Raw genomic sequence first — 23,828 nt, 5'->3', positions numbered from 1 at the left:
CGCGCAGAACAAGGATTTGATAACCTCTTCCCAATACACGTTTTTAAGGATAAGCCAGTGACACAAAAACAACATACCCGCGTGATTTACCCGGGCACATTTGATCCGATCACCAACGGTCACTTGGATCTGATTGAGCGCGCGGCACGAATGTTTGACGATGTGATTGTGGGCATTGCCGCCAGTCCAAGCAAACAACCGCTTTTTGATCTGAATGAACGCGTCGCCCTGACGCAAACGGTCACCGCGCACTTATCCAATGTCTCCGTGGTTGGGTTCTCAGGATTACTGGTCAACTTTGCCAAACAGTACCAAGCCAACATTTTGGTCCGTGGTTTGCGTGCCGTATCAGACTTTGAGTATGAGTTTCAGTTGGCCAACATGAACCGGCGTTTAATGCCCGAGCTAGAGAGTGTCTTTTTAACCCCGTCGGAGGAACACTCTTTTATCTCTTCCACACTCGTCAAAGAAGTGGCTTTGCACGGGGGAGACACGCGAGAATTTGTGCACCACGAGGTACTCAACGCTCTGAAAGACAAGCTGCAGGCAACGCCTTCATCCTAAAGGCTGGCATTGCGGGCAAAATACCGTTGCCCGCTGTCCAATGACGATACGCTCAAGCACAACGTCACAAGCCGGACAAGGCTGACCGGATTTACCATAAACACGCAGCGCTTGGGCGAAATAACCGGCTTTACCATCCGCTTGCGTAAAATCTTTAAGCGTGGTTCCTCCTTGAGTGATGGCGGCTGCGAGAACGGTTTTAATTTCGTTCACCAAGCACGCCGCCTCAGTCGCCGTGAGACTGCCCGCGGGTCGCTTAGGATGAATCCCCGCACAAAATAACGATTCGTTGGCGTAAATATTCCCCACCCCAACCACTACCGCGTTATCCATAATAAAGCTCTTCATCGCCATTTTTTTCCCTGTTGCTTTGGCTAACAGGTAGTCAGGGTCGAAGGCATCGGTTAATGGCTCGGGGCCCAATTTACCCAAAACGGTATGGGGCGTCTCACCGTCTTGCCACAGCCAGGCGCCAAAGCGGCGTGGATCATGATAACGCAGTAAGCGCCCATTACTGAGTGTCACATCGACATGATCGTGCTTCTCGGGCGCCAGTGACGTCGGTAGCACCCGCAAACTGCCTGACATCCCCAAATGGATAATCGCCGCCCCGACATCGGTTTCTAACAACAGATACTTGGCCCGACGGGTAACCCGGCGGATCACCTGCCCTTTAAGTTGTTGTAGCGCATCGGGAATCGGCCAACGTAACTTTGGCTGACGAATGGTAATATCGGTCACCGTTTGCCCTTCGACATACGGTATGATGCCTAAACGGCTCACTTCTACTTCCGGTAATTCTGGCATAGAGATGGCTCTGGATTATCACGATTTAGTTAGCGGGAAAAGATACCGACGATCAACAGACACCGCCAGCCATTGCCCCTGCTCATTTTGCATCAACCAAAATTGGGGCTGCTGATAATAAGTAATACGGATCGGCTCTTTGTCTGGACTCCGGGTCAACTCGAGCGTACGGGGAGCGGTAAGTTGTGGGCGCAGTGACTGTAAGGTTGCTTCATCAACTTGGGTGCCTGCCAACCCTAGCCACCGCTGAGCCAGCTCGGTTGGGCTGATCACTAACGGCTTATCCGTTTGCCAGCCATCCAAGGTACGGGTGAGCGTTAAATGCGCAAAGCGCAGTGATAACACCTCACTGCGTGAGTCCACCAGCGCAATGACGCCTTCAGGCATGGCATTTGATTGGCGCTGATGACGTAAATAATCGGGCAATAGCATTAAGCCAAAAAAAATCACGACTGAAAAAATCAGGATGTTGTTCCACGTCTGCCGTTTTAGCTTCATGTTTTCTCACCCAAGGCCGCTGTACGTATTTATCGCAGTATATACCCAAACACTGACGGATTTTAGTTATAAAAAAACCCAGCCGAAGCTGGGTCTTTTATCAAAGCATCGATCAAATTACTTGATTTTGGCTTCTTTATACATAACGTGCTTGCGAACTACAGGATCAAATTTCTTGATCTCGAATTTGCTAGGCATGTTACGTTTGTTCTTGTCTGTGGTGTAGAAGTGACCAGTACCCGCTGAGGATACTAGACGAATCTTCTCACGAACGCCGCTTTTAGCCATTCTCTAATTCCTCTTATACTTTCTCACCGCGGGCACGCATATCTGTCAATACAGACTCGATGCCTTTTTTGTCGATGATGCGCATACCTTTAGTGGATAGGCGCAGTTTAACGAAGCGTTTTTCGCCTTCTACCCAGAAACGATGAGTTTGCAGGTTCGGCAGAAAACGACGCTTGGTGGCGTTCTTAGCGTGAGAGCGGTTGTTACCAACTACAGGACGCTTGCCAGTTACTTGGCATACTCGTGACATGAAAGTCTCTCCAAAATCGTTTCGGCTCGATATCAACCTTGTCCGCCAGTCCTGCAACGTTAAGGTCAGGTCGAAGGTCAAGGCTATCAAAGGTGGCGCATTATACTAACTGAATTCACATTGCTCAAGTCCCGAGCAGATCCTTTTATGCGCTTTTTGATCGTTTTTTTCGCCAAAGGCGATCCTTAGGAGGATAACAACCAACCTCGTTCAGCGAACGATACCACATCTCCGTCCCCGACCACCAGATGATCTAACACGCGTACATCCACTAATGACAAGGCATTGGCGATTTTATCAGTGATATGTCGGTCCGCTTGGCTCGGTTCAGCGATCCCAGAAGGATGATTATGTGCCAAAATTAACGCAGCGGCATGAAGCTCTAATGCACGGCGAACAATTTCTCGCGGATAAACACTGGCGGCATTGTGGGTCCCTTCAAATAATTGCTCATCGGCAATCACTCGGTGTTGGTTATCGAGAAATAACACATAGAAGGCTTCACGTGGCCGATCGCGCAGTAACGTCGAGAGGTAACGCCGAGTATGATCGGGGCTGGTCAGGGCATCCGTTTTACTTAACGTCTCTTTTAAATAACGACGGCTGAGCTCCAGTACCGCTTGCAGTTGCGCGTATTTCGCACTGCCTAACCCCTTACGCTGACAAAACGCCGTTTGATCGGCTCCCATCAGCGCGCGCAACGAACCAAAGTCCGTTAATAGATGATCAGCCAGCGCAACCGCACTCATCCCTGTGACACCGGTGCGTAAAAATATCGCCAGTAACTCAGCATCCGATAAACTGTCCGCCCCACGTGCTAATAGACGCTCCCTTGGACGACAATCCAAGGGCAAAGTTTTTAAGCTCATTATTATCCCTCTTTGATTTTGTCGCCAGTTAAGACACGCGAGGGATCTCGCACAATCCTTTTCGAGCGGAACTGCGGCTCGCTCGCGATTTTCCCTTGATAAGCACTCAAGGGTTTCAACCGCTCAGTGCTTAGATCGCATTCTACTTGGCTCACATCCCACGCGCTTTCCTTTGCGCTAACACACTTTTTGCACGGCGGATTATGGTATGGTTTCGCCATTCAAGCACAAACACACAGAGCATTATGGCCAATTCTTCAACACAGCCAGCCCAAACGCTGGCAGGTAAACGTATTCTGCTTGGCATGGGCGGTGGAATTGCCGCCTATAAGTGTGCCGATTTGACCCGTCGCCTGATCGAGCGAGGTGCCACTGTCAAAGTGGTAATGACACGCGCCGCTAAAGAATTTATCACACCGTTAACCCTGCAAGCGGTCTCAGGCCATCCGGTATCTGATAGCTTGCTCGATCCAGCTGCTGAGGCCTCAATGGGGCATATCGAGTTAGCGAAATGGGCTGATTTAGTATTGATTGCCCCCGCTACCGCCGATTTAATTGCCCGTATTCACGCTGGGATGGGGAATGATTTGCTCACCACGGTGTGCTTGGCCACCGATGCACCGATTGCGATTGCCCCGGCGATGAACCAGCAAATGTATCGCGCTCACGCTACACAAGCGAATATACAGGCCCTACGCACGCGCGGTTGCCTTATTTGGGGTCCGGACAGCGGTGCCCAAGCCTGTGGCGATGTGGGGCCAGGCCGTATGCTTGAGCCACTGGCCTTAGTGGCAGAGTGTGAACACTGGGCCGGCCCAAAACCGCTCACCAATAAACGGGTAATGATTACCGCCGGGCCAACCCGAGAAGCCCTGGATCCGGTTCGCTATTTGTCGAATCACAGCTCTGGAAAAATGGGCTATGCTTTGGCCGAGGCCGCCGCCAGTTTGGGTGCCGAAGTGACCTTGATTTCCGGTCCGGTTGCATTAAGCACGCCCACCGGTGTCACGCGCGTGGATGTCACCACAGCCCAACAAATGCATGATGCTGTGCATGCCTCTATCACCGAGCACGATATCTTTATCGGCTGTGCCGCGGTCGCTGACTACCGTCCACAAACGATGGCCGAGCAGAAGATGAAAAAGCAGGCAGATAAAGACACGATGACCGTTACCATGGTGAAAAACCCCGATATTATTGCCTCGGTCGCCAACTTAATCCAGCATCGTCCATTTACGGTCGGTTTTGCCGCCGAAACCCAGGATGTTGCAGCCTACGCACGTGATAAACTCACCCGCAAAAAGCTCGATATGATTTGCGCAAATGATGTGTCTCACGCCGATCAAGGCTTTAACAGTGATCATAATGCCCTGCACCTATTCTGGTCTGACGGTGACAAAGCGCTCCCCCTTGCGGATAAACCGACGTTAGCGCGTAGCGTAATAGCACACATTCACACGCGCTATTTGCAACGATCGATAAAAGAATAAGGGAGAAGCCCAGCACACCGGAGCCCTTAGCTCCGGGTGAAAAACAAGTTCAAAAGCGTGCGCCATGGCCACGCTTTTTGCTTTTAATACATAGACCTCGTCGCTAAGATAAGAGGAAAGCGTCACACTCGGCGGCACCTCTCCATGATGCCTCCTTTAAACGTCGCCAGTGTGATAGATAAAAAGACAAAGGAATCGCATCCATGGCAGCCCCGAAAAAAAGTAATCGCCGCGAAGAGATCCTCCAAGCGCTCGCGCAGATGCTGGAGTCAACCCAAGGCAGCCAGCGCATCACCACCGCCAAGCTCGCCGAGCAAGTCGGGGTGTCAGAGGCCGCGCTTTATCGTCATTTTCCCAGTAAAGCACGTATGTTTGAGGGCTTGATTGAATTTATCGAAGACTCGCTCTTATCCCGCATCAACCTCATTATTGAAGAAGAAAAGGACACCTTGGTTCGTCTCAAGTTGATTCTGCAATTATTGCTGGTGTTTGGTGAACGTAACCCAGGGCTGACACGCATCATGACAGGCCATGCGCTGATGTTTGAGCAAGACAGGCTACAAGCGCGCATCAACCAGCTTTTCGAGCGCGTTGAAGCACAGCTCAAGCAAGTATTACGTGAGCGTCGCTTGCGCGAAGGAAAGGGCTTTCCTTTAGATGAAGCCGTGCTTGCCAGTCAGCTTATTAGCCAAGTGGAAGGCGGCTTTTGTCGTTACGTACGCTCATCGTTTAAGCAGCTGCCAACCGCGAATTTTGAACAATACTGGCAACTGCTGACCAATCAATTGCAATGAGCGGTGTTGGCTGCAACGCAAATGGGCGCAATGCAATTGGCGCAATGCAACTGGCTACATCTATAACGCTAGCCAGCTGCATGCACGTTGCTTAAATGCCGTAGTTCGCTTGGTACCCTTTCACCGCGGCTAACTGCGCCGGATCCGCTTGGCTTTGTTCTAAGTAAGCGACTAAATCAGACAAACTAATGATAGAGACGACTTGGCAACCAAAGTCACGCTCCACTTCTTGGATCGCCGATAACTCACCTTGGCCGCGCTCTTGGCGATCAATTGCCACCAAGACACCCGCCAGTTGTGCGCCTTGCGCCTGAATCAGTGTCATGGACTCGCGAATCGCGGTGCCGGCGGTAATCACATCGTCCACTAACATTACTCGACCTGCGAGTGCACTGCCTACCAAGTTGCCACCTTCGCCGTGGTCTTTAGCCTCTTTGCGGTTAAAACAATATGGCGTATCCACATCATGATGCGCCGCGAGCGCCACCGCTGTGGTGGTCGCAATGGGGATCCCTTTATACGCAGGGCCAAACAGCACATCATAATCTATGCCTGCATCCATCAACGCCGCGGCATAAAATTCACCCAGTTTTGCCAAATCGCGCCCGGTATTAAACAACCCCGCATTAAAAAAGTACGGGCTCTTACGCCCCGACTTCAGGGTAAATTCGCCAAACTTCAAAACCTGCCGCTCAAGGGCAAACTCAATAAACTGGCGCTGATAGGCTTTCATGCAGTCCTCTCTTGCTGTCTGTGATTATTATCGGGCGTTCGCGACGCGCACCCATCTCAGGTTAATAGATAAAAAAATAGCCCCCAAGATGGGAGCCATTGCAATAGGATTATTCGGCCAGGGCCGATTTTTGCGCGACGACAATGTCATCAATGCCCTTACTGGCCAGTGCCAACATGGCATTGAGCTCATCGGGAGTAAACGGCTCAGCTTCTGCCGTGCCTTGCACCTCAATCATGCGGCCATCTTCGAGCATCACCACATTCATGTCGGTATCTGCCGCTGAGTCTTCCACATACTCGAGATCGCAAATCGGCGTTTGTTGATAAATGCCCACCGACACCGCGGCCACGTGGCCACGCATCGGATTCGCAGCAAGCTTGCCGTTACGCACTAACGCATTAAGCGCGTCCGCCAGTGCCACACTCGCCCCAGAAATGGACGCCGTACGTGTGCCGCCGTCGGCTTGAATCACATCACAGTCAACCGTAATGGTGCGCTCACCCAATGCTTTTAAATCGACCGCGGCGCGCAAACTGCGGCCAATCAAACGTTGGATTTCTACCGTTCGGCCACCCTGCTTACCGTTTGACGCTTCACGGCGATTACGGGTGTGGGTCGCACGTGGCAACATGCCATACTCGGCGGTCACCCAACCTTGGCCCTTGCCTTTCAAAAAGCGTGGCACGCCCTCTTCGATCGTGGCATTACAAATCACCTTGGTATCACCAAAGCATACCAACACAGAGCCTTCTGCGTGGGCCGTAAAACCGCGGGTAAAGCTAACGGGACGAATTTGGTCGAGTGCTCTTCCACTTGGGCGCATGCAAGTTACCTTCATTGACTGAAAAATGTGATGGCGATTATACGTGTTTATCTGCTCGCTTGCGATCCCTGTCCGCCTTGCCGTTCAAGACAGCTGACGCAAGAAGAGCAGATGCGTATACTCTTCATTATTCACTCTTAGCACACAAAAGCAGGTACACATGATCCACAGTATGACCGCCTACGCGCGACAAGAACTCAAGGGCGATTGGGGCAACGCGGTTTGGGAAATCCGCTCCGTCAACCAGCGCTACCTTGAAACCTATATCCGCATGCCTGAGCAGTTACGTAGTCTCGAGCCTGTGGTGCGCGAGCGTTTCCGTAAGCGCCTCGCCCGCGGCAAAGTGGAATGTAACCTGCGTTTTGACACCTCCCAGGCAAGCCAAGACAAACTCACCATCAACGAAGGCTTGGCCAAACAAGTCATTGACGCCGCACAGTGGGTCAAGGATACCGCGGGCGAAGGCAACATTAACCCGTTTCAGGTATTAAACTGGCCGGGCGTGATGGAAGCGCCGGAGCAAGATACCGATGAGTTGCACCGTGTATTACTCGCCGGTTTAGATGAAGGGCTAGAGGCTTTTGTGGCGGCTCGGGCCAGCGAAGGCGACAACATGAAAGTGCTGATTGAGCAGCGGTTGGATGCGATTAGCGCTGAAGTGATCAAAGTGCGCGAAAAAATGCCCACCGTGATTGAGTGGCAGCGTGAGCGTTTGACCACGCGTTTGGAAGAAGCCAAAGTGGAGCTCGACCCGGCCCGCGTTGAGCAAGAAATGGTGATGCTGGCACAAAAAGTCGATGTGGCCGAAGAGTTAGACCGCCTCGACTCACACGTTTCAGAAGCGCGCAAAATCCTCAAAAAAGGCGGCGCCTGCGGCCGACGCTTGGACTTTATGATGCAAGAGTTCAACCGCGAAGCCAACACCCTGGCCTCCAAATCAATCAGCACCGAAATCACCGCCTCCGGCGTCGAGCTCAAAGTGCTCATCGAGCAAATGCGCGAACAAATTCAGAATATTGAGTGATGTTCATGAGTGTTCGCCGATGGCATTAATAACAATATAATCAGATGTTTATTTGTTTTTGACGGTCATGGCGTTCGTGTAAGCTCTGTCAAGTTTGGGTAGTCATGGGTAGTAGATTGGGGAGTGCTTTCTCGCTATATTGTATCGGTGAAATTGTACTCCCCAATTTTTTAAGGCAGAGAAATAGGCATGAGCTTAACAGAAGTGTCCGACGCGACCGGCTACAGCCGTGCCCAGGTATGTCGGATTTTGGCGAAGGACTCGAAGGTTACCTGAAAAACAATGGTTCATTTGCCCAGTCGGCAGGGAAGCCCATCGACGACATAAAACGCTTAGCCACTGGATAACGCTCAAATAGATCAACCAATGCGGGACCCAATGGCGCGTCATAGCCCAAGCCGTTATAAAGCTGTTGGACGGCAGCTAACACCGTGTAAAGGCGGTTCAGTTGGTCTTCTTCGCGCTTGGTTGGGTCCGGACGGGTGCGCACTAGTGCCACATCGGGAGACAAAATACGCTTAATCCCTGTAGGTGCCGGCAAGTTGCGGTTAAATAGGCGTGAGTGATGCGCACAGTGGTTGCGTACTTGGTGAATAGCATCCACCCAAGCGCACAAGGTTTGGTACTTTTCGACGTTCAAGGTTTTCGCAAAGCGGTTCATCTTCAGTGCATTCACCTGATCGCTTTGCAAGCTCCGCATCAGCTTAGAGACATTACCAAATGTCATCAGCTCAATGGCGACCCAACCCGGCGGCAGATCGCGGAAAAACGGGCAATAGTCGTTGTAATACTTGCTGCGATAATGCTCGGCGAACTGCTCTTTGGAGTCTTTGAACATATCCCGCACACGACTAACGGTTTTGACCTGCTCGCCGTTTTCCTTAAATAAAGCCGAATCCAGATACCAAAACCGATTATCGGTTTGCTTGGTCATCCACTCCTCAAAGCCAGAGCGGATCCCCACTTCTACCTTACCCACCACATCAAACACCAAATTACGTAGCGCTTCATCAAACTGATAAAGGGCATAGCATTGCTCGAACGTGGTACCTGCTTGATAACGACGAGGGGGAGAGGACGACTCAGAGAACGGCAGCAAGTACGCTTTAAATCGGTAGTAACTGCACCGTTTAAGTACCCGAGCGGCAAAATCACGATCAGCAACGGTGATCCCTTGGGCAACCAGCTTATCGCACAACTCAGCGGCACTCATATAAGGCTTGTTATAAGGCACGCGCACAGACAAAACGGACATCCTTGAGGCAAAAAAAAAGCTTCCACTCTTACGGGCGGCGTGCGCACCTGGAGGAAGCCATTGATAAATTAATTATGTGGGCGACGTGGGGCGTTGTCAACAGATACCAGCCACTACGACGAATCAAAGCGCTAAAGCTGTCATCAATGTGCATATATTGCTGCATAGTGAGACCTGAATTCAGAATTTTTTCGGGGGTGTTTTTATTATTCTCTTTGATGAGATCCAGAATATTGGGTGATTACTGCCTAGCCGTTTAAGTGTAATACACCCAAAGCCCATTTAACGAATTACCAGTTAGATTCGGGAGCGACCTCACGCGAGACATAACGTGTTCCCTTCCATCGAACTATTCGGAATTTCCGGATGGTTGCACTTTGAACAAGCTCGCCTTCCTTGTAAATATTGACCAAGTGTTCATTAATCGTACGAATGTCTTTATCGGACAGCTCTGTCATTACAGCCTGAGAAAGCCACAATGTATCGGATTCAAAGCGGCACTCAACACGAGTTTGACCGTCTGCACTAGTGAAGAAAACAAACTCTCCTTGTGGAGCTTGAGGGATATGCTCTGTCATTCATTTCACCTTCTGCATCATTGATAGAACACGCTTATTCAAACCACTGCTTATTGGTAGACTTTTTCGACCTCAGCAAACGTAGTCACACTCTCTAGACGAGTTAGGGTTGTAAGTTTCATCGAATTTTTCATTGGGCGATGTAGCACGTTGGCCACCCAATGCCACTGCCATCTCAACTAGCCTACTGCCAACTTCGCCGCTTGCTGCCACATAAAGTTTGGCATCGGAGTGGCTAGCTCCCACGTAATATCCATCGGCTGAGATCCGGTGTGCGAGATATAATTCACTTCGCCAAAATTCACAAACCCCATGGTACGCCCGAATTCATCTTTAGTTTGCTCACGTACAAACAAAAACAGGCGCTTCCCTATCTTTTGATGTTGAATGTAATCTTTGCCGCGGCCTTTATCAGGGCGCGAGCTGTTTTGCGACTGCCAGTGAAAGCGTGACGCGTTAATCGCATAATCGTGATACATGGTCGTCGGGGAAAATTGCTTTTCATTTTTATCCAAGGTGACAAATAACAGTTCGATGTTTTGATCTTTAAGCGCATAGAGCCCCTCTCGTGCAGGCGGCTGCCGCTCCAACGTGGTAGCGCCAAACCCAACTAGAATTTGCTCACGCGCATATCGAGCATGAAGTCGCAATGGCACATCAGGCAAATCGTCCATCCTTAACTGCTCGTGCTTGGTTTGTGACAGTTTCCAGTCCAACACATCCATTAATTCTGTTTTGATGCCCAGCCGCCTTAACGCGGCAAAGCTTTGCGCAATGGATGAAAAGCCAAGAGCTGGCCCGGTTTGTTGCCAAACATCATAATGACACATGAGTCGATGCCGTTCGCTACCCGTATCAGGCGCAAAGTCTGTTTGGCAAAGCTGCTTTAAAAACTGTAGATAAGCATGATCATCAGTGGTTAAAATCCGCTGAAAAATCGCTTTATTGATTGTTTTAAGTGCACTTTCATCAACAGGGTAATCATTAGCCTTTAGCTCTGCTTTGAACACCAGTTCTGACCAACAGCCTCGCTTGTATAGTTCGTTCAAATCAATATGCGGATACAAGGTTAGGAAGTTCGCTAGCGTCAGCGGCAGGTGGGTGTGCTGAGGATATTGCCGAACCATTGCCACTAAGCGTTTTAGCGTTAGCGACGCTTTGCGAATGTTATCCAAGACCATTTCTAGCGTGCGCTTAGTAAGCTCAATACGACAGCCCAAAGGCGCATGGGGGAAGCCTTGTTCAATCTCATGGTTAATCGCTCGAGCGCTCTTGCCCACCAGCGCCCGAAACTTATTTGCAAAGTCATACTCAGGACGCGAATGACCGACAAAGTCGAGGACGGTACAGCAATCTTTGCCCTCGGCTAACCGTAAACCGCGGCCTAGCTGCTGAAGGAAAATGGTTAAACTCTCGGTGGGACGCAGAAACAACAAGGTATCCACTTCAGGAATATCGACCCCCTCGTTGAAAATATCAACCACACAAAGCACATTGATCTCACCGGCGCGCAGCGATTGCTGCTTTCGCTGGCGTTCATGCCGATTGTCGCTGGTCAACACATCCGCCTTAAGCCCTTGCAGTGAAAACTGTTGAGCCATGTATTGAGCGTGTTCTTTACTCACACAAAAAGCGAGCGCTTTCATACGGCTAAGATCCGTGATGATCTCGTTCATGCTGAGCAATATCTTATCCACCCGCGCTTGGTTGGAGGTATAGAGGTTAGTCAGCTGTGCAATATCATAGCGGCCACGTTGCCAAGGAATGGTCCGTAGATCGGTATCATCATCAATACCAAAATATTGGAATGGGCAAAGATGACGACGATTAATCGCCTCTGGCAACCGAATCTCAGCCGCAATAACGCCACCAAAATCCGCGAGAATATCGCCGCCATCATGACGCTCAGGCGTCGCCGTCAGACCCAGTAGTATTGACGGTGAAAAGTGGTGCAAAACCGCTCGATAACTGCTCGCGGCAATATGATGCACTTCATCAATCACAATGTAGTCATAGTAATCGGCCGTCAAGTTGAGCGTATCGAGCTGGTTGTTCAATGTTTGAATCGAGACAAACAGCTGCCGGTAATGATCTGGCGTGTGACCACCGACCCACAGCTCGCCAAAGGTGCTGTTACGTAATACCCCTCGATAGGCCGCACGCGCTTGCTTAAGGATTTCTTCACGATGGGCCACAAATAAAAAGTTGGCATCAGGGTGTTTTTTCAAAAAACGGGCAAAATCAAACGCAGAGATCAGTGTCTTACCAGTGCCTGTTGCCGCCACCACTAAATTGCGAAAACGTTGATGCGTCTGGCGCTCAACCGTCAGCTGCTCCAAAATCTCCTTCTGGTGAGGGAAAGGAGAGAGGTCGAAGAAAAACGTAGCACCATCTTCTTCGCCACCCCGCTGCTGCCGAAGGGCTTGATTCAGTTTTTCGGTACTTTTTACATCTCCGTCAAATCGTTCAAATTCATTCGAGGCCCAATACGTTTCAAAAGTGCTGAGTGATTTATTGATAATATGGGGGATTTCTTGCGAGGTGATTTTAAGGTTCCACTCCAAGCCATTCGTCAGTGCAGAATGAGAGAGGTTTGACGATCCGATATAACCGGTGTGATAGCCGGTCTCGCGCAGAAACAAATAGCTTTTTGCGTGAAGACGCTCGCGCTCAGTGTTGTAGCTTAACTTCACCTCGGTATTGGGTAGGCTGGCTAAATACTCCACCGCTTTCGCGTCTGTCGCGCCCATGTATGATGTGGTGATGACCTTTAACTCGCGACCACTGCGGGTAAAGGCTTCCAGCTCTTTTCGAAAAATTCTTATCCCCGCCCATTTGATGAATGACACCAACCAATAAATTCTGTCTGCGGATAAAATCTCTCTTTTCAGCTCTGACTCCAATGAAAGACCCGCATTACTGCCACAAAAAAGCTCACTTTGCGTTAAGCCGGTGAGTGGGAAAACATCTTGCACATAACGCGCTAAATCAGATGCGATCGGGTTTTCAAACTCATAAAGGGCCGTCAGGATTTTCCCCTGACTCGCGAGCAAATTATCGTCGATAATGTCTTTATCGTGGATCTGGGTTTTCAGCCACAGCAAGAATTGGTTGGATAGTGTGATTTGCTGCTCTAGGCGATCGTCACTGGCAGGCACGGCGTCGAGCACATGGTGCAAAACATGCGATAAAAAGCGAGACAACCAAACTGACGCCTCGTTGCTGGTAAGCGTCCGCTCGCCAACATAGAATCGCTCTCGATCAATACGGCTCTCAATAAGCTGCGTTACCAGCTGCTCATAAATTCCGACCTGCTGCATTTTTTCCTTCCACGCGATGAGCCTGCATCACCTTACAAACCACGGGTTGTAGGCGTTATGAAAGGATCACTTTTCTATACTTTTCAAACAATAGCAACAAAGAGTTAAGTCACACTCTCGTCTGAGGTCTACACAAAGTGACTTCACAGGTAACAATGTGTAGACCTAAGGCGGGCATAAAGGCTTTCAACCAATCAAAACTCAACGATATTTTTTGCTAACAACACTGGGTCTGCCTGAGGTGAACCCAATCATTTAAGCAAATCACTCAAGCGATTTAATAATGCTTTACGACGGCTATTAGCTGCCACAAACCGCTTAAACCGCTGTTCAAAGGACGCAGAATTATCGTGAAGCTGATAGGCCTCAAAGAGCTGATGCAAATAGCGTGATGCCGCATCATAGCCAGTGGGGCAAGTGCGATCCGCTTGCTCGTGCGCTTGCTGCCAGTAGTGATCACGCTGATTGTAGATGTCTATTAAGGCTTGTTCTTTTTCTGCTTTTTCAATGGCTAGTTTTTTTACAAGTGCCTCGGCTTGTTGTTGCTCAAACTGTCGTTGTGCGGTTGCAATATAGGGAGCCACGAGGTCGGGGTTTAACCAATACTGATAAGTTTCGTCTTTGTTGGCTGGTTCTTTTCGCGTCAGTGCTACGGCTTGGTGACGAGTTAATTGGCCTCGCTCAAACAACGTGCGTAATAGTGTGTTTTTCTCCGCTTCCGTGAGCGTTTTGAGCCAATCTTCAAACTGCAACTGGGTGTGTTTGGCTGGGTGACTGGGCTGTTCATTCAGCACCATCGTAAGCGCTTTAACCCAAGGTAAGGGAATCGCATACAGAGCAGCAAAAGCCTGTAATCCTTCGCTAAGGCGCTCAAAATCGAATTGGATTAACGGTATCGCGTCAAGCTCATCATCGTCATCTACCGCTTTGAGCCACGCTAAGTACATAAGCCGCCAGTCACCTTGGATTAACTGATTGCGTAGACCGGGTAAATGCTGGAAAAAATCGTCCGCATCTCCATCATCAAAATACGCACCATACTCTTCGATAGAGAAAGTGAGCAATTGCCACTCATCGGTTTGACGAACCTTAAAACCATCGTTCGATAACCCAAGCATGGCATCGGGTATGGTCCCAACAGGTAGTTTGATGTAGGCATCCATCGAGCCCCAGTTGGCATAGTAAAAACCGATATCGAAGTGCTTTAGCATGATCTCATATGCCTTAGCCTTTAGATCGCTAAAGTTGTAAACCACCTGGAAAGACGTTGCCGTGATATCGGCTCGGCGTGAAATGGCTCTGAGTGCTTGGCGCGCGGTGCTGTCTAAATACCCATCTAAGCGCTCAAATTTATAGTATTGATATTCGCTCACGATGCCCTGCTATCGGTTAATGTGGAATTGAAAGGTTTGCGCTAACAGCGGCTGAGTCTGAGCGGTGAGCGCAATGGGTTCGCCGTTTATAAAACGCCTTGGATCCATCGTCACAAATCCCCAAAACTGCAAAAAGCGCGCAATAAATCGCGTTTCGATAAGTCCGCTTAACAACGCTTCCGGCGGGGCGTAATCGTCCGTTGGGAACGCCTTTAACACATCGGGAAAAGCAACCATCACTTCTTGAGTAAGCTGATCGACGCTGTGATGCGCTTGTATGCGCCACAACATGAATACCCAAAAGGTGCGCAAATCAACATCGTATTCAAAGCTATCTAAATACGCCCAGTTATATTTGCCGGTTGCAGCTGCCAGCATCGGCTTAAAAAAGGCTTGCACGCCCATGTCTTGATACTGTTTTTGCGCCGCTTTTTTCACATGATAACGGCCGCTGCGTCGGTAGATAATACCGCTAATTTCGGCCAGCACGCGGGTATAGTGCAAGGCATTGAATTTGTCTTCGTTAAACCCAGCAAACTCGCTGATACTAATGTGGCGTTGGAATTGAGAAACTGAAAACTCAGGCAATAATTCACTGGCTTGTTTGACCAACTTAGCCGGTAAGTTGCCTTTGCTGGTTGCTTTAAAAGCACCGCCTTGCGCCATCGCATGTTCAAGCATCAGAGCCAAATATCGCATCACTGGGCTGGCGGAAAGATCGGCGGGTGTCGTGATCGTCACCCACTGTAATTGATCAAACGGCGCATAAAGCCAATTGGTCATTTGCGTGGGTGTCACACCACAAAAATCGGGATGAGGTTGATTATTGCGATCCTGCACTTGGCGCTGTAACACAGCATTGAGTTCATCGATACTCATACCTGGGTTATTCGCCAGCATGGTTTCAGCGTCATCAACGACTTGCGCATGTTGCTTAGACACACCGTCCATACAACACCGTTTGAATTTTTTACCACTGCCACAATGGCAAGGATCGTTGCGACCGAGCTTCATTACTGTCCCCTCGCATTTTTATTGAAGCAGCGCGGCATTTTCCTGTTTACGCTGACCCAGCGTCTTAGCAATTGCAGATACTGTGGTTTTTCTAACCCCTTGCTGCTTTGCGAGATGCGTACATTGGCTGATAGCTTCTGCCACTTCTTCAATAACTCGCCTTGCATCATGCCAACTCCCATAGCCAGCACTTGCTGCAAGTTTTTGCATTACCTTAAGCGGTGGCGCTTTGCCATACCCACCAAATGCAGTGGCATGCTCGTTAAATGGATGCGGGCTGTAGGTGACATCGTAAAAAGGCGCAAGGTTCCATTGACCGTCGTCCGCTTGTAAAAACGCCCAGTTTTTACTGTGATCATCTTGGTTAGACGACAGTAGATTAAAAACGGCACGGCGAAATTGCAGCTGTCCCGCAGCTGGAGATTTACATAGTTGACGGCTGGCTTTGATCAAGTCAATGTAATCTAAACTTGGTGTTCGAAAATCTGCATCAAGCAACCCGCAGGCACTGTGCATATGCAAGCGGCCTGTACTGTGTCCACTCACTAAATCGGCTTGTCCAGCGACATAATCAAAACGCTTGAGCGCCAACCATGCAACCGCACCACTTTTTGTTGGTGCCTCAATAAGTTGCCAGCGTGGGGGTTGGCATTTAGCTTGCTCAGCCATTTGCAAATATACCGCCTCACACAAACCTTCTTCATGCCCGAGTGCTAGATTTTTCGAGGTAAACTTAACCAGCCACGCTTCATCACCTCGCTGTGCAAAGGTGCGACATTGCTCAATTTCCCCCGTCGGCATATAAATCTGTGCTTTTGGTCTTGCTCCACCCGAACTACCACCAGCGACTAGTGCTGCCAATACCTGTTGAGTATGCCCATCTAACTTCTCATGGTTATTATCCATATAGTCTGACATTGAAGCATCGAAAAGCGTTTGAGCCTCTAAGCCCAAGGTTGCTAGATTAATATCAGCGTGCGTCGAGGCTGAAAACTCAGACACCGGAGAAAAAGACAACGCCCCGATGCCTTTATCACCGACAAAGGCCAATCTGTCCATCGCCGTTAATTGATTCGGCAGGATGCCTTTTTGCCGGAAAACACGATCTTGTAACATCATGCCCCAACCATCAGGCAAACAATCCCCAAATACGCCATGCACCCCTTGATGAGGCTGTTTAGGTGCGGCTTGTACTTGCATGCTCGACTGTAAAGTAAACGGTGATAAATTGCCAAACTGCTGCAAATAGCCGTCTGTATACTGAAAAAAAACACCTTGCCGATTCTGAGCCAAGATCCCTACAGCAACCTGCTCTCCTGAACTTAACGTACGGGTGACAGTAAGTTTTTGAATCGGTCTAAAACTCATCTTTTAGTACCTCATCAATACTCGAGGGCGCAGTGACGCGCTCTTTATGCGGCTGGGTGAGCTGATAAAGCCTATCCAATGAGTCTAGGGTCTGCCAAAGCAACAGCAATTGGCGAAAGGAAATTTGCCCAGTCAGCTCAAACTTTTTAATCGTTGAGGCAGGCACGCAGCTTCGCTTTGCCAGTGCCGCTCGTGAGAGCTTTGCGCGCTGACGCAACGCCCGTAAATAAGCAGCATAGGCTTGGCTTACATCGGTATCATCCAGTAAGGTGAAATTCATCTTCAATGGCCATTGGATATTATTATATCTAATATAGCGTAAAATAAACCAAATTGGCTACTATTGTAGCCAAAAACCCCCCATGTCTTCCATCAAGCTTTTGCTGATGAAGCACCCCCCGATGTTGGATATCCAACTACTGGGGGTTACCTCATTTTTACCAGAGGGGCCTGGGCGTGTACTTAACTCACCGCTTCAGGCTTTTTTTCGGCCACCGGTTGCTCGGCACGGCGCTTGTGTTTGCGGTATTTAGGATGGGTGATCGGAATGGCAGAGAGCAGCGTTTGGGTGTACTCGTGCTGCGGCTGGTGGTAGACGGTTTCGGTCGGCCCCTCTTCTACCACATGACCAAAGTACATCACCGCCACCTTATCGGAGATATGACGGACCACCGATAAGTCGTGCGAGATAAAAATCATCGCCAAGTTCATCTCTTGCTGGAGTTTCAACAACAGATTAAGAATTTGTGCCTGCACCGACACATCCAAGGCGGAGACGGACTCGTCACAAATCAGCAGTTTCGGTTTGAGGGCGATCGCCCGGGCAATACCAATCCGCTGCCGCTGACCGCCCGAAAACTCATGCGGGTAGCGGTTTACCGCATCGTGGGGCAAGCCGACTTTATCCAACAGCTCAAGCACCCATTGGCGACGCTCTTTCGCGGTACCAACATTGTGAATAATAAAGGGCTCTTCTAAGATCCCGCCGATGGTATGACGCTGGTTGAGCGACTCGAGCGGGTCTTGAAAGACAATCTGCATGTCTTTACGCAGTGGCCGCATCTGTCGTGGCGACAACGGGGTGATGTCTTTACCTTCAAAGAAAATTTTCCCTTCGGTAGGCTCAAACAACTTGAGTATGGTACGGCCAAGGGTACTTTTGCCACACCCCGACTCCCCCACCAGCCCAAGTGTTTCACCTTGTGACACCGACAGCGATACGCCATCGACGGCTTTAATGGTGTAGCCTTGACGAAGCAGGCCTTTGCCGGAGACAAAATACTGCTTCAGATTTTCTACTCTGAGGACTTCCTTGCTCATCGCGTTCTCCTGCAACTATGTCGATGATGGCGCTGCATCAAAGTCTTCCAACGGGCGAATATCAATCATCTGCTTGGGTTGGTGAGTACGCCCCGGCATTAACCCCAGCAAACGCTTGGTATACGGATGGGCGGGGTTGTCAAATAAAGTAAAAATATCGGCCCGTTCGCGAATTTGGCCATCGTACATCACTGCCACGTCGTCACACACCTCGGCGACCACGCCCAGATCGTGGGTGATAAAAATCACCGCCATGCCGGTTTCTTCTTGCAGCTCGTTAATCAAGTCCAAAATCGAGGCCTGCACCGTCACATCTAGGGCGGTGGTTGGCTCATCACATATCAAGATATCGGGCTTACAGGCCAGTGCCATGGCAATCATGACCCGTTGGCGCATCCCACCAGACAGGTTGTGCGGATACTCATTGAGACGCTTTTCAGGCAGTGGGATTTTTACCTTGTTCATCATATCCAATGCGCAGGCATACCGGGCTTTTTTATCCAGCTCCGGGCGGTGCAACATCAAGACTTCATTGATTTGCCGACCAATGGTATGCACAGGGTTCAGCGCCGTCATTGGGTCTTGAAAGATAATCGAGATCCGATTGCCACGCATCGCATAGCGCTCTTTGGCGGGCAGAGTGACCAAGTCCGTCCCGCGATACAGAATCTCGCCGCCGGTCACTTGCCCATAGGGTTTAGGCAGCAAGCCCATAATTGACATCGCAGTAACACTTTTGCCACTGCCCGACTCTCCCACCAAGCCGAGCGTGCGCCCGGCTTTTACTTCAAAGCTCACCCCGTGAAGTACCTCACGGGGGCCATCGTCAGTGGTAAAATTAACGGTCAAATCCTTAACCGAAAGAATGACATCCTGGGTCATAAGCGCCTCTACAGCTTGTATCTGTCATCAATGATGGTCACCGGCTCAAAGGCTTTATCGTCGTCCATGGCCTCTTCGGTAGCGTCTTTCATCGCTTCATCAATCCAGAAGGTGCCAAAGCCCATCACGCGGCCGCTGGTGACCATGTTTTCGGTGCGCTTGGTCATCGCGTTATCTGGGATTTGTACATAACGCCAAAAACCTTGACGCACATACGGCACCATGTACCCCGGTACAATCACACTGGCCTCTGAGATTTTGGTGCGGATTTGATGCGACAGCTGATACTTTTTCGCCGTATCAAACTCGCTTTTATAGGCCATGATCAGCTTATCCAATGCCGGTGAGCTGTAGTTAGAGTGATTGTTTGTTTGCGTTTTATTGGCGTTATCCGAGTGGAAGTACTCCCAATAGGCCGGAATTTCCGAGGTACCCATATTAAGAAAGGCCAACTGATGCTTTTTCTCGAGTACGTATTTAAACGCCGATGAGCCATCGACCAAGTTAATAGTAAATTCCAGCCCTGCTTGCTTAGCCTGCTCTTTTAAGTAAGCAATGCGTGGTGTGTGCTGCTGATACCCATAAGTAATCGCGAAGCTTAAACGCTCGCCTTTGTCATTGACGCGAATACCATCGGCGCCAACCTGGTCAAAGCCGGCTTGTTCGAAATGGCTGATCGCTTTTTTAGGATCAAACGCTGGCGGTGTTGCACCATCATTGTCGTATTCACCATGACCAAAGCCCATTGCATGCGGTTTACGCGAGTAATCGCCACGGGTGATTTTTTCAATCATGCCGTCAAAATCGGTGGCATAGAGAATCCCTTTGCGTACATTGATATCATCCAGCATTGGCATGGCCGAGTTCATCCACAAACCGCCCGCGCCAACCGGCACTTCGTTATACCCCCAGAACTTGGTGATATAGCCTTTTTTATAAGGTTCAGATTGGGTTTTTTCATGCCAGATATCTGGAAGCACCAAATCGAACACATCCAAATTGCCCTTTTCAAAATGCTTCATGGCAATGTCGTTATCGCGGATCACGCGCATTCGAATACGCTCAACATTGTAGCGATTTTGGTAATAGGGGTTGGTATAACCCCACCAATCGTCGACATGATTAAAGGTAAGTCGGCGTCCTTTTTGCACACGGCCCAGCTCATAGGGCCCCATGGTGGGCTCGGCTTTAAAGTTATAGCGGCGCACATAGTCGTCAGCAATGCCGTCTTGGTTTTCATCTTTGCGCGGATTAGCGTAAAAATGCGCAGGGCGCGGAATTAAGCTTCCTAAGGTATACATTAATTCTTCTTGGTTTTTCTCTACTGCACTCGATATGGCCACAGTATGCGCGTCGATTTTCTCCACGCTACCAATGGTGTTGGTGTAATAGTCGTTATACCAAGGGGCAACAATGTCTTTAGAGCGATAAAACTGCATCATAAACACAAAATCATCGGCGGTCAGTGGTTCGCCATCTGACCAAGTCGCTTCTGGGTTAAGCTTAAAATAGATGGTTTTGTTGTCGTCACTAAATGCCCACTCGTTGGCCAAATCCGGGATCCATTCCAGTGTATCTGGGTGGCGCTTTACCAGTGAGGGCATTTCATCAAGAAAGTAACTGCGCAGGCCTGAGTTTGAATCCGGCCCCACAGTGCGTAATGTCTGCGGAAAACTCTGCAAATGGGTACGCAGTGTACCGCCGCGCTTGGCGTCGGGAGACCCGATTTTGGGGGCATCCCAGTTGGTTTGCCAATTAAGATTTTCAGGCAATTCCGCCGCCCAGCCGCTGAGGCTAAACAGGGAAACGGAGGTAGCAAGGATCAGTTTTTTCATCGTGATGTCCTTATCTTGATGCACACATTGCTTGTTATATTTAAAAATTGCTTGTTGTATTTAAAATCAGTCATAACGGGTGAACTTTTTCGGATCAAACGCGGCTCGGACCGCTTCCCCAATAAAGGTCACCATCACCAACACCAACACCAGAGACGACACCACAGAGGCAACAATCCATGGCGCATCCAGATTTGATTTACCTTGCTGTAACAGCTCGCCCCAACTTGGCGTCGGTGGCATCAGCCCCAAACCGAGGTAATCCAGCGCCGTTAACGCGGTAATATTGAGGGCGATGGTAAAGGGCGCCAAGGTCACAATCATCACCATGGTGTTGGGCAAAATATGGCGAAACAGGATCCGGCTAGTAGAGGCACCCAATGCACGCGCCGCCATCACATAATCACGCGACGATTCTTTGTACGTCATGGTGCGCATATACCAGGTAATCGCCATCCAGCCGAATAGCACATTAATCGCGACGAACAGGGCAAACGTGGGTTGGAGAATCGAGACTAGAATCATGATCACGTACAAAAACGGCACCATCGACCAAACCTCGATAAAGCGTTGGAAAAACAAATCAAACTTACCGCCCCAAAACCCCATCGCACAGCCCACGGCGGTGCCAATCGCATAAGACGCAGCCATGGTCAGTAACGCAAAGCCCATGGCAATACGAAAGCCGTATACCAGGCGGGCGAGAATGTCGCGGCCGATATCATCAGTACCGAGATAATGCTTGTCTGCGGCACTTGGCGCCGTGGGCGGAAAGTCGCCACTAAAGTCTTGCTCAAGCGGGTTCCACGGCACCAGTGGCATGACTACATAATTGTCGCCACTTTGTGCCTCGAAAGCTTTATCGAGCTGACGATAATTGACTTCGCTGGTGCCTACTTGGCCAAAGTCGCGCGCTAAATACACATCGCTCATCACAGGGAAGTAATAGTTGCCGTCGTATTTGACCATTAACGCTTTACTGTTGATCAACAGCTCGGCAAATAGCGACAGCACCAACATGGTGGTCAAGATCATAAACGACCAGTAACCACGTTTAATTTGCTTAAAACTGCGGATTTTCTTTTGAGTTAAAGGGCTAATCGTCAACATATCAAGATCCAAACTTCACGCGAGGGTCAATCAAGGCAACACAGATATCAGAGATGATATTGCCCGCCAGCAGTAATAGCGCATTGATGGCAACAATCCCCATCACCACCGGATAGTCACGCTCCATAATCGATTCATAGCCGAGCAAACCAATGCCGTTGATGTTAAAAATCACCTCAATCAAAAATGCACCGGTCATAAAGAACAATAAAGAGTTACCAAAATGGCTGGCTATCGGAATCAAGCTGTTGCGCAGCGCATGCTTGCGTACCGCCGAACGAAACGGTAACCCTTTGGCAATGGCGGTGCGGATATAATCCGCGGAGAGGTTTTCCATCAGGTTGTTTTTCATCGTCATGGTCAGGGTGGCAAAATCCCCAATCAGATAACAAATCAGCGGCAGTACCGCATGCCACATCACATCTTTGGCGCGCTCCCAAAAACTGGTCGCGTCGTAGTAGGCATCGCCAACAAAGCCCCCCATCGGGAACCATTCGAGGTGATAGCTAAACAAGGTGATCAGCAATACCCCCACCACATAGCCGGGTAAGGCAAAACCAATAAAGATCAGTACCGAGGAGGAGGAGTCAAACACCGAGCCGTGCTTGAGGGCTTTGTAATACCCGAGCGGGAGAGAAATAAAATAACTGATAAAGAAGGTCATCCCGCCATAAAACAGCGACACCGGCAGGCGCTCGGCAATCATATCCGCGACCGGCTCGTAATAGCGCGTCGACTCACCTAAATCAAAATTGGCCAACTTTCCTAACCAATCCATATAGGCTTCAACGACGGGTTTATCGAGACCATAAAAGGCGCGCAAATCGTCCATTTGCGCTTCAGACAAGGCCGAGCTATCTCCTGCACGTTGCAAGCTCGAGCCGCCATCACCTTGTGCTTGCATTTGGGTCATCATTCGCTCAACCGGCCCACCAGGCACAAGACGCGTGATACCGAAAATCAAAATGGTGATCCCAAGAAACGTCGGTATCACTAAAAGAAACCGACGTATAAAGTACGACAGCATAGTCCACTACTCCCTGTTAACTGTCTAGGCCTGCTGACATCTAAACAAGCCGCTTTATTTGTCTATAGTATCGCGGCGTCAGTGCCATCCTAGGCGTCGTCGGGCTTCCCCTTACATGACACACGATACTTCAGGTTTCTATATTTATCTTGATTTATCACCACGATCAACGGTCCATGTCCATGTGGCCTGATTTTTTTTCTCTTTCGATAGCAGGTACTTACAAATCAAAAAAAACGATATTCCTTCATATTACAACCCGATGACAGCATATGAAAAAATAACAAACTGAGTAACAACTCTAGTTTTTTACCCTATTTATTTGCATAAAATTCCGCTAGTTCTCTTTTCCATCCTTGTCAAACTTTTATCATTTTAAAAGCTAAAACACCCAATATAAAAGGAAGGAAGGGGAATCGCCTCATACTCGCCCTTAGTAAAAATCATGCACTCATTAACCATTTTTATAGTCACCCACTACGCAAATGTYAAAAGGTTTCATATTCTAAATTAACAAACCTTAACAGCATGACACACTTCATTTGTCCACCACTCGATATCTGGGTGTAAATGGTATTTAACGCCAATTTCTCGCCACTATAT

Annotated in this window: 23 protein-coding genes; 4 read left to right on the top strand and 19 right to left on the bottom strand. The window is 49.5% G+C overall.

Going from position 1 to position 23,828, the window contains the following annotated elements:
• Positions 1-57: 57 nt before the first annotated feature.
• The gene (coaD, locus tag BZG80_RS05645) at positions 58-564 is read left to right on the top strand and encodes a pantetheine-phosphate adenylyltransferase (protein ID WP_025744211.1); all 507 of its coding nucleotides are present in this window, start codon (positions 58-60) and stop codon (positions 562-564) included.
• Here the strand turns inward: coaD and mutM are convergent.
• The 5 genes from mutM to radC form a co-directional block, all read right to left on the bottom strand.
• Complete coding sequence (gene mutM / locus BZG80_RS05640) at positions 556-1,371, bottom strand: bifunctional DNA-formamidopyrimidine glycosylase/DNA-(apurinic or apyrimidinic site) lyase (protein ID WP_025744210.1); 816 nt, start codon at positions 1,369-1,371, stop codon at positions 556-558. The two genes, coaD and mutM, sit on opposite strands and share 9 nt — an antisense overlap.
• Before the next feature lie 18 nt (positions 1,372-1,389).
• Complete coding sequence (locus BZG80_RS05635; protein WP_077461508.1) at positions 1,390-1,869, bottom strand: hypothetical protein; 480 nt, start codon at positions 1,867-1,869, stop codon at positions 1,390-1,392.
• 117 nt (positions 1,870-1,986) lie between these two features.
• Positions 1,987-2,157, bottom strand: coding sequence for a 50S ribosomal protein L33 (gene rpmG / locus BZG80_RS05630; protein ID WP_025673846.1), 171 nt, complete (start codon positions 2,155-2,157; stop codon positions 1,987-1,989).
• Positions 2,158-2,170: 13 nt separating this feature from the next.
• Positions 2,171-2,407, bottom strand: a complete 237-nt coding sequence (rpmB, locus tag BZG80_RS05625; protein ID WP_025673845.1) for a 50S ribosomal protein L28 — start codon at positions 2,405-2,407, stop codon at positions 2,171-2,173.
• A gap of 185 nt (positions 2,408-2,592) precedes the next feature.
• Positions 2,593-3,276: a RadC family protein gene (gene radC, locus BZG80_RS05620; protein ID WP_077678932.1), complete on the bottom strand. Its 684-nt coding sequence runs from the start codon at positions 3,274-3,276 to the stop codon at positions 2,593-2,595.
• 245 nt (positions 3,277-3,521) lie between these two features.
• On the opposite strand from radC, the gene coaBC reads away from it, so the two are divergent.
• Positions 3,522-4,766 (top strand): bifunctional phosphopantothenoylcysteine decarboxylase/phosphopantothenate--cysteine ligase CoaBC, encoded by a 1,245-nt coding sequence (coaBC, locus tag BZG80_RS05615; protein ID WP_077678931.1) that lies wholly within the window; start codon positions 3,522-3,524, stop codon positions 4,764-4,766.
• 203 nt (positions 4,767-4,969) lie between these two features.
• The gene (gene slmA, locus BZG80_RS05610; protein WP_025744387.1) at positions 4,970-5,560 is read left to right on the top strand and encodes a nucleoid occlusion factor SlmA; all 591 of its coding nucleotides are present in this window, start codon (positions 4,970-4,972) and stop codon (positions 5,558-5,560) included.
• 91 nt (positions 5,561-5,651) lie between these two features.
• Here the strand turns inward: slmA and pyrE are convergent, their stop codons facing one another.
• Together pyrE and rph are read right to left on the bottom strand one after the other, a co-directional pair.
• Entirely contained in the window at positions 5,652-6,293 is a 642-nt protein-coding gene (gene pyrE, locus BZG80_RS05605) for an orotate phosphoribosyltransferase (RefSeq protein ID WP_077461505.1), read from the bottom strand.
• Positions 6,294-6,402: 109 nt separating this feature from the next.
• Positions 6,403-7,119 carry a ribonuclease PH gene (gene rph / locus BZG80_RS05600; protein ID WP_025744385.1) on the bottom strand — a complete coding sequence of 239 codons (717 nt, stop codon included), beginning with the start codon at positions 7,117-7,119 and terminating at the stop codon, positions 6,403-6,405.
• Between the two features lie 160 nt (positions 7,120-7,279).
• Here rph and BZG80_RS05595 point away from each other — a divergent pair, with 160 nt between their 5' ends.
• A complete protein-coding gene (locus tag BZG80_RS05595; protein WP_077461504.1) occupies positions 7,280-8,143 on the top strand; it encodes a YicC/YloC family endoribonuclease in 864 nt (287 codons plus the stop codon).
• A gap of 268 nt (positions 8,144-8,411) precedes the next feature.
• Here the strand turns inward: BZG80_RS05595 and BZG80_RS05590 are convergent, their stop codons facing one another.
• From BZG80_RS05590 to BZG80_RS05535, 12 genes are all read right to left on the bottom strand, one after another.
• Positions 8,412-9,383, bottom strand: coding sequence for an Abi family protein (locus tag BZG80_RS05590; protein WP_241833865.1), 972 nt, complete (start codon positions 9,381-9,383; stop codon positions 8,412-8,414).
• 305 nt (positions 9,384-9,688) lie between these two features.
• Entirely contained in the window at positions 9,689-9,976 is a 288-nt protein-coding gene (locus tag BZG80_RS05585) for a hypothetical protein (protein ID WP_241833862.1), read from the bottom strand.
• A 179-nt stretch (positions 9,977-10,155) separates the two neighbouring features.
• On the bottom strand, positions 10,156-13,296 hold the full coding sequence (locus tag BZG80_RS05580) for a DUF3427 domain-containing protein (protein ID WP_077678929.1): 3,141 nt from the start codon (positions 13,294-13,296) through the stop codon (positions 10,156-10,158).
• A 251-nt stretch (positions 13,297-13,547) separates the two neighbouring features.
• Complete coding sequence (locus BZG80_RS05575) at positions 13,548-14,669, bottom strand: hypothetical protein (RefSeq protein WP_077678928.1); 1,122 nt, start codon at positions 14,667-14,669, stop codon at positions 13,548-13,550.
• 9 nt (positions 14,670-14,678) lie between these two features.
• Complete coding sequence (locus BZG80_RS05570) at positions 14,679-15,683, bottom strand: YecA family protein (RefSeq protein ID WP_077678927.1); 1,005 nt, start codon at positions 15,681-15,683, stop codon at positions 14,679-14,681.
• An 18-nt stretch (positions 15,684-15,701) separates the two neighbouring features.
• The gene (locus BZG80_RS05565) at positions 15,702-17,051 is read right to left on the bottom strand and encodes a type II toxin-antitoxin system HipA family toxin (protein ID WP_077678926.1); all 1,350 of its coding nucleotides are present in this window, start codon (positions 17,049-17,051) and stop codon (positions 15,702-15,704) included.
• Complete coding sequence (locus BZG80_RS05560) at positions 17,041-17,331, bottom strand: helix-turn-helix domain-containing protein (protein ID WP_077461499.1); 291 nt, start codon at positions 17,329-17,331, stop codon at positions 17,041-17,043. The genes BZG80_RS05565 and BZG80_RS05560 overlap by 11 nt, the downstream gene beginning before the upstream one ends.
• Positions 17,332-17,513: 182 nt before the next feature.
• The gene (locus BZG80_RS05555) at positions 17,514-18,371 is read right to left on the bottom strand and encodes an ABC transporter ATP-binding protein (RefSeq protein WP_077576354.1); all 858 of its coding nucleotides are present in this window, start codon (positions 18,369-18,371) and stop codon (positions 17,514-17,516) included.
• Positions 18,372-18,386: 15 nt separating this feature from the next.
• A complete protein-coding gene (locus tag BZG80_RS05550) occupies positions 18,387-19,253 on the bottom strand; it encodes an ABC transporter ATP-binding protein (protein WP_077668887.1) in 867 nt (288 codons plus the stop codon).
• A gap of 8 nt (positions 19,254-19,261) precedes the next feature.
• Positions 19,262-21,088 (bottom strand): extracellular solute-binding protein, encoded by a 1,827-nt coding sequence (locus BZG80_RS05545; protein WP_077678925.1) that lies wholly within the window; start codon positions 21,086-21,088, stop codon positions 19,262-19,264.
• A gap of 66 nt (positions 21,089-21,154) precedes the next feature.
• Positions 21,155-22,198: an ABC transporter permease gene (locus BZG80_RS05540; protein WP_077461495.1), complete on the bottom strand. Its 1,044-nt coding sequence runs from the start codon at positions 22,196-22,198 to the stop codon at positions 21,155-21,157.
• A 1-nt stretch (position 22,199) separates the two neighbouring features.
• On the bottom strand, positions 22,200-23,225 hold the full coding sequence (locus BZG80_RS05535; RefSeq protein ID WP_025744376.1) for an ABC transporter permease: 1,026 nt from the start codon (positions 23,223-23,225) through the stop codon (positions 22,200-22,202).
• Positions 23,226-23,828 lie beyond the last annotated feature (603 nt).

The organism is Salinivibrio sp. MA440 (assembly GCF_001996265.1).
GTDB lineage: Bacteria > Pseudomonadota > Gammaproteobacteria > Enterobacterales > Vibrionaceae > Salinivibrio > Salinivibrio costicola.
The sequence above is the reverse complement of the archived record's forward strand: the minus strand, read 5'-3'. Positions and strand labels throughout refer to the sequence as shown.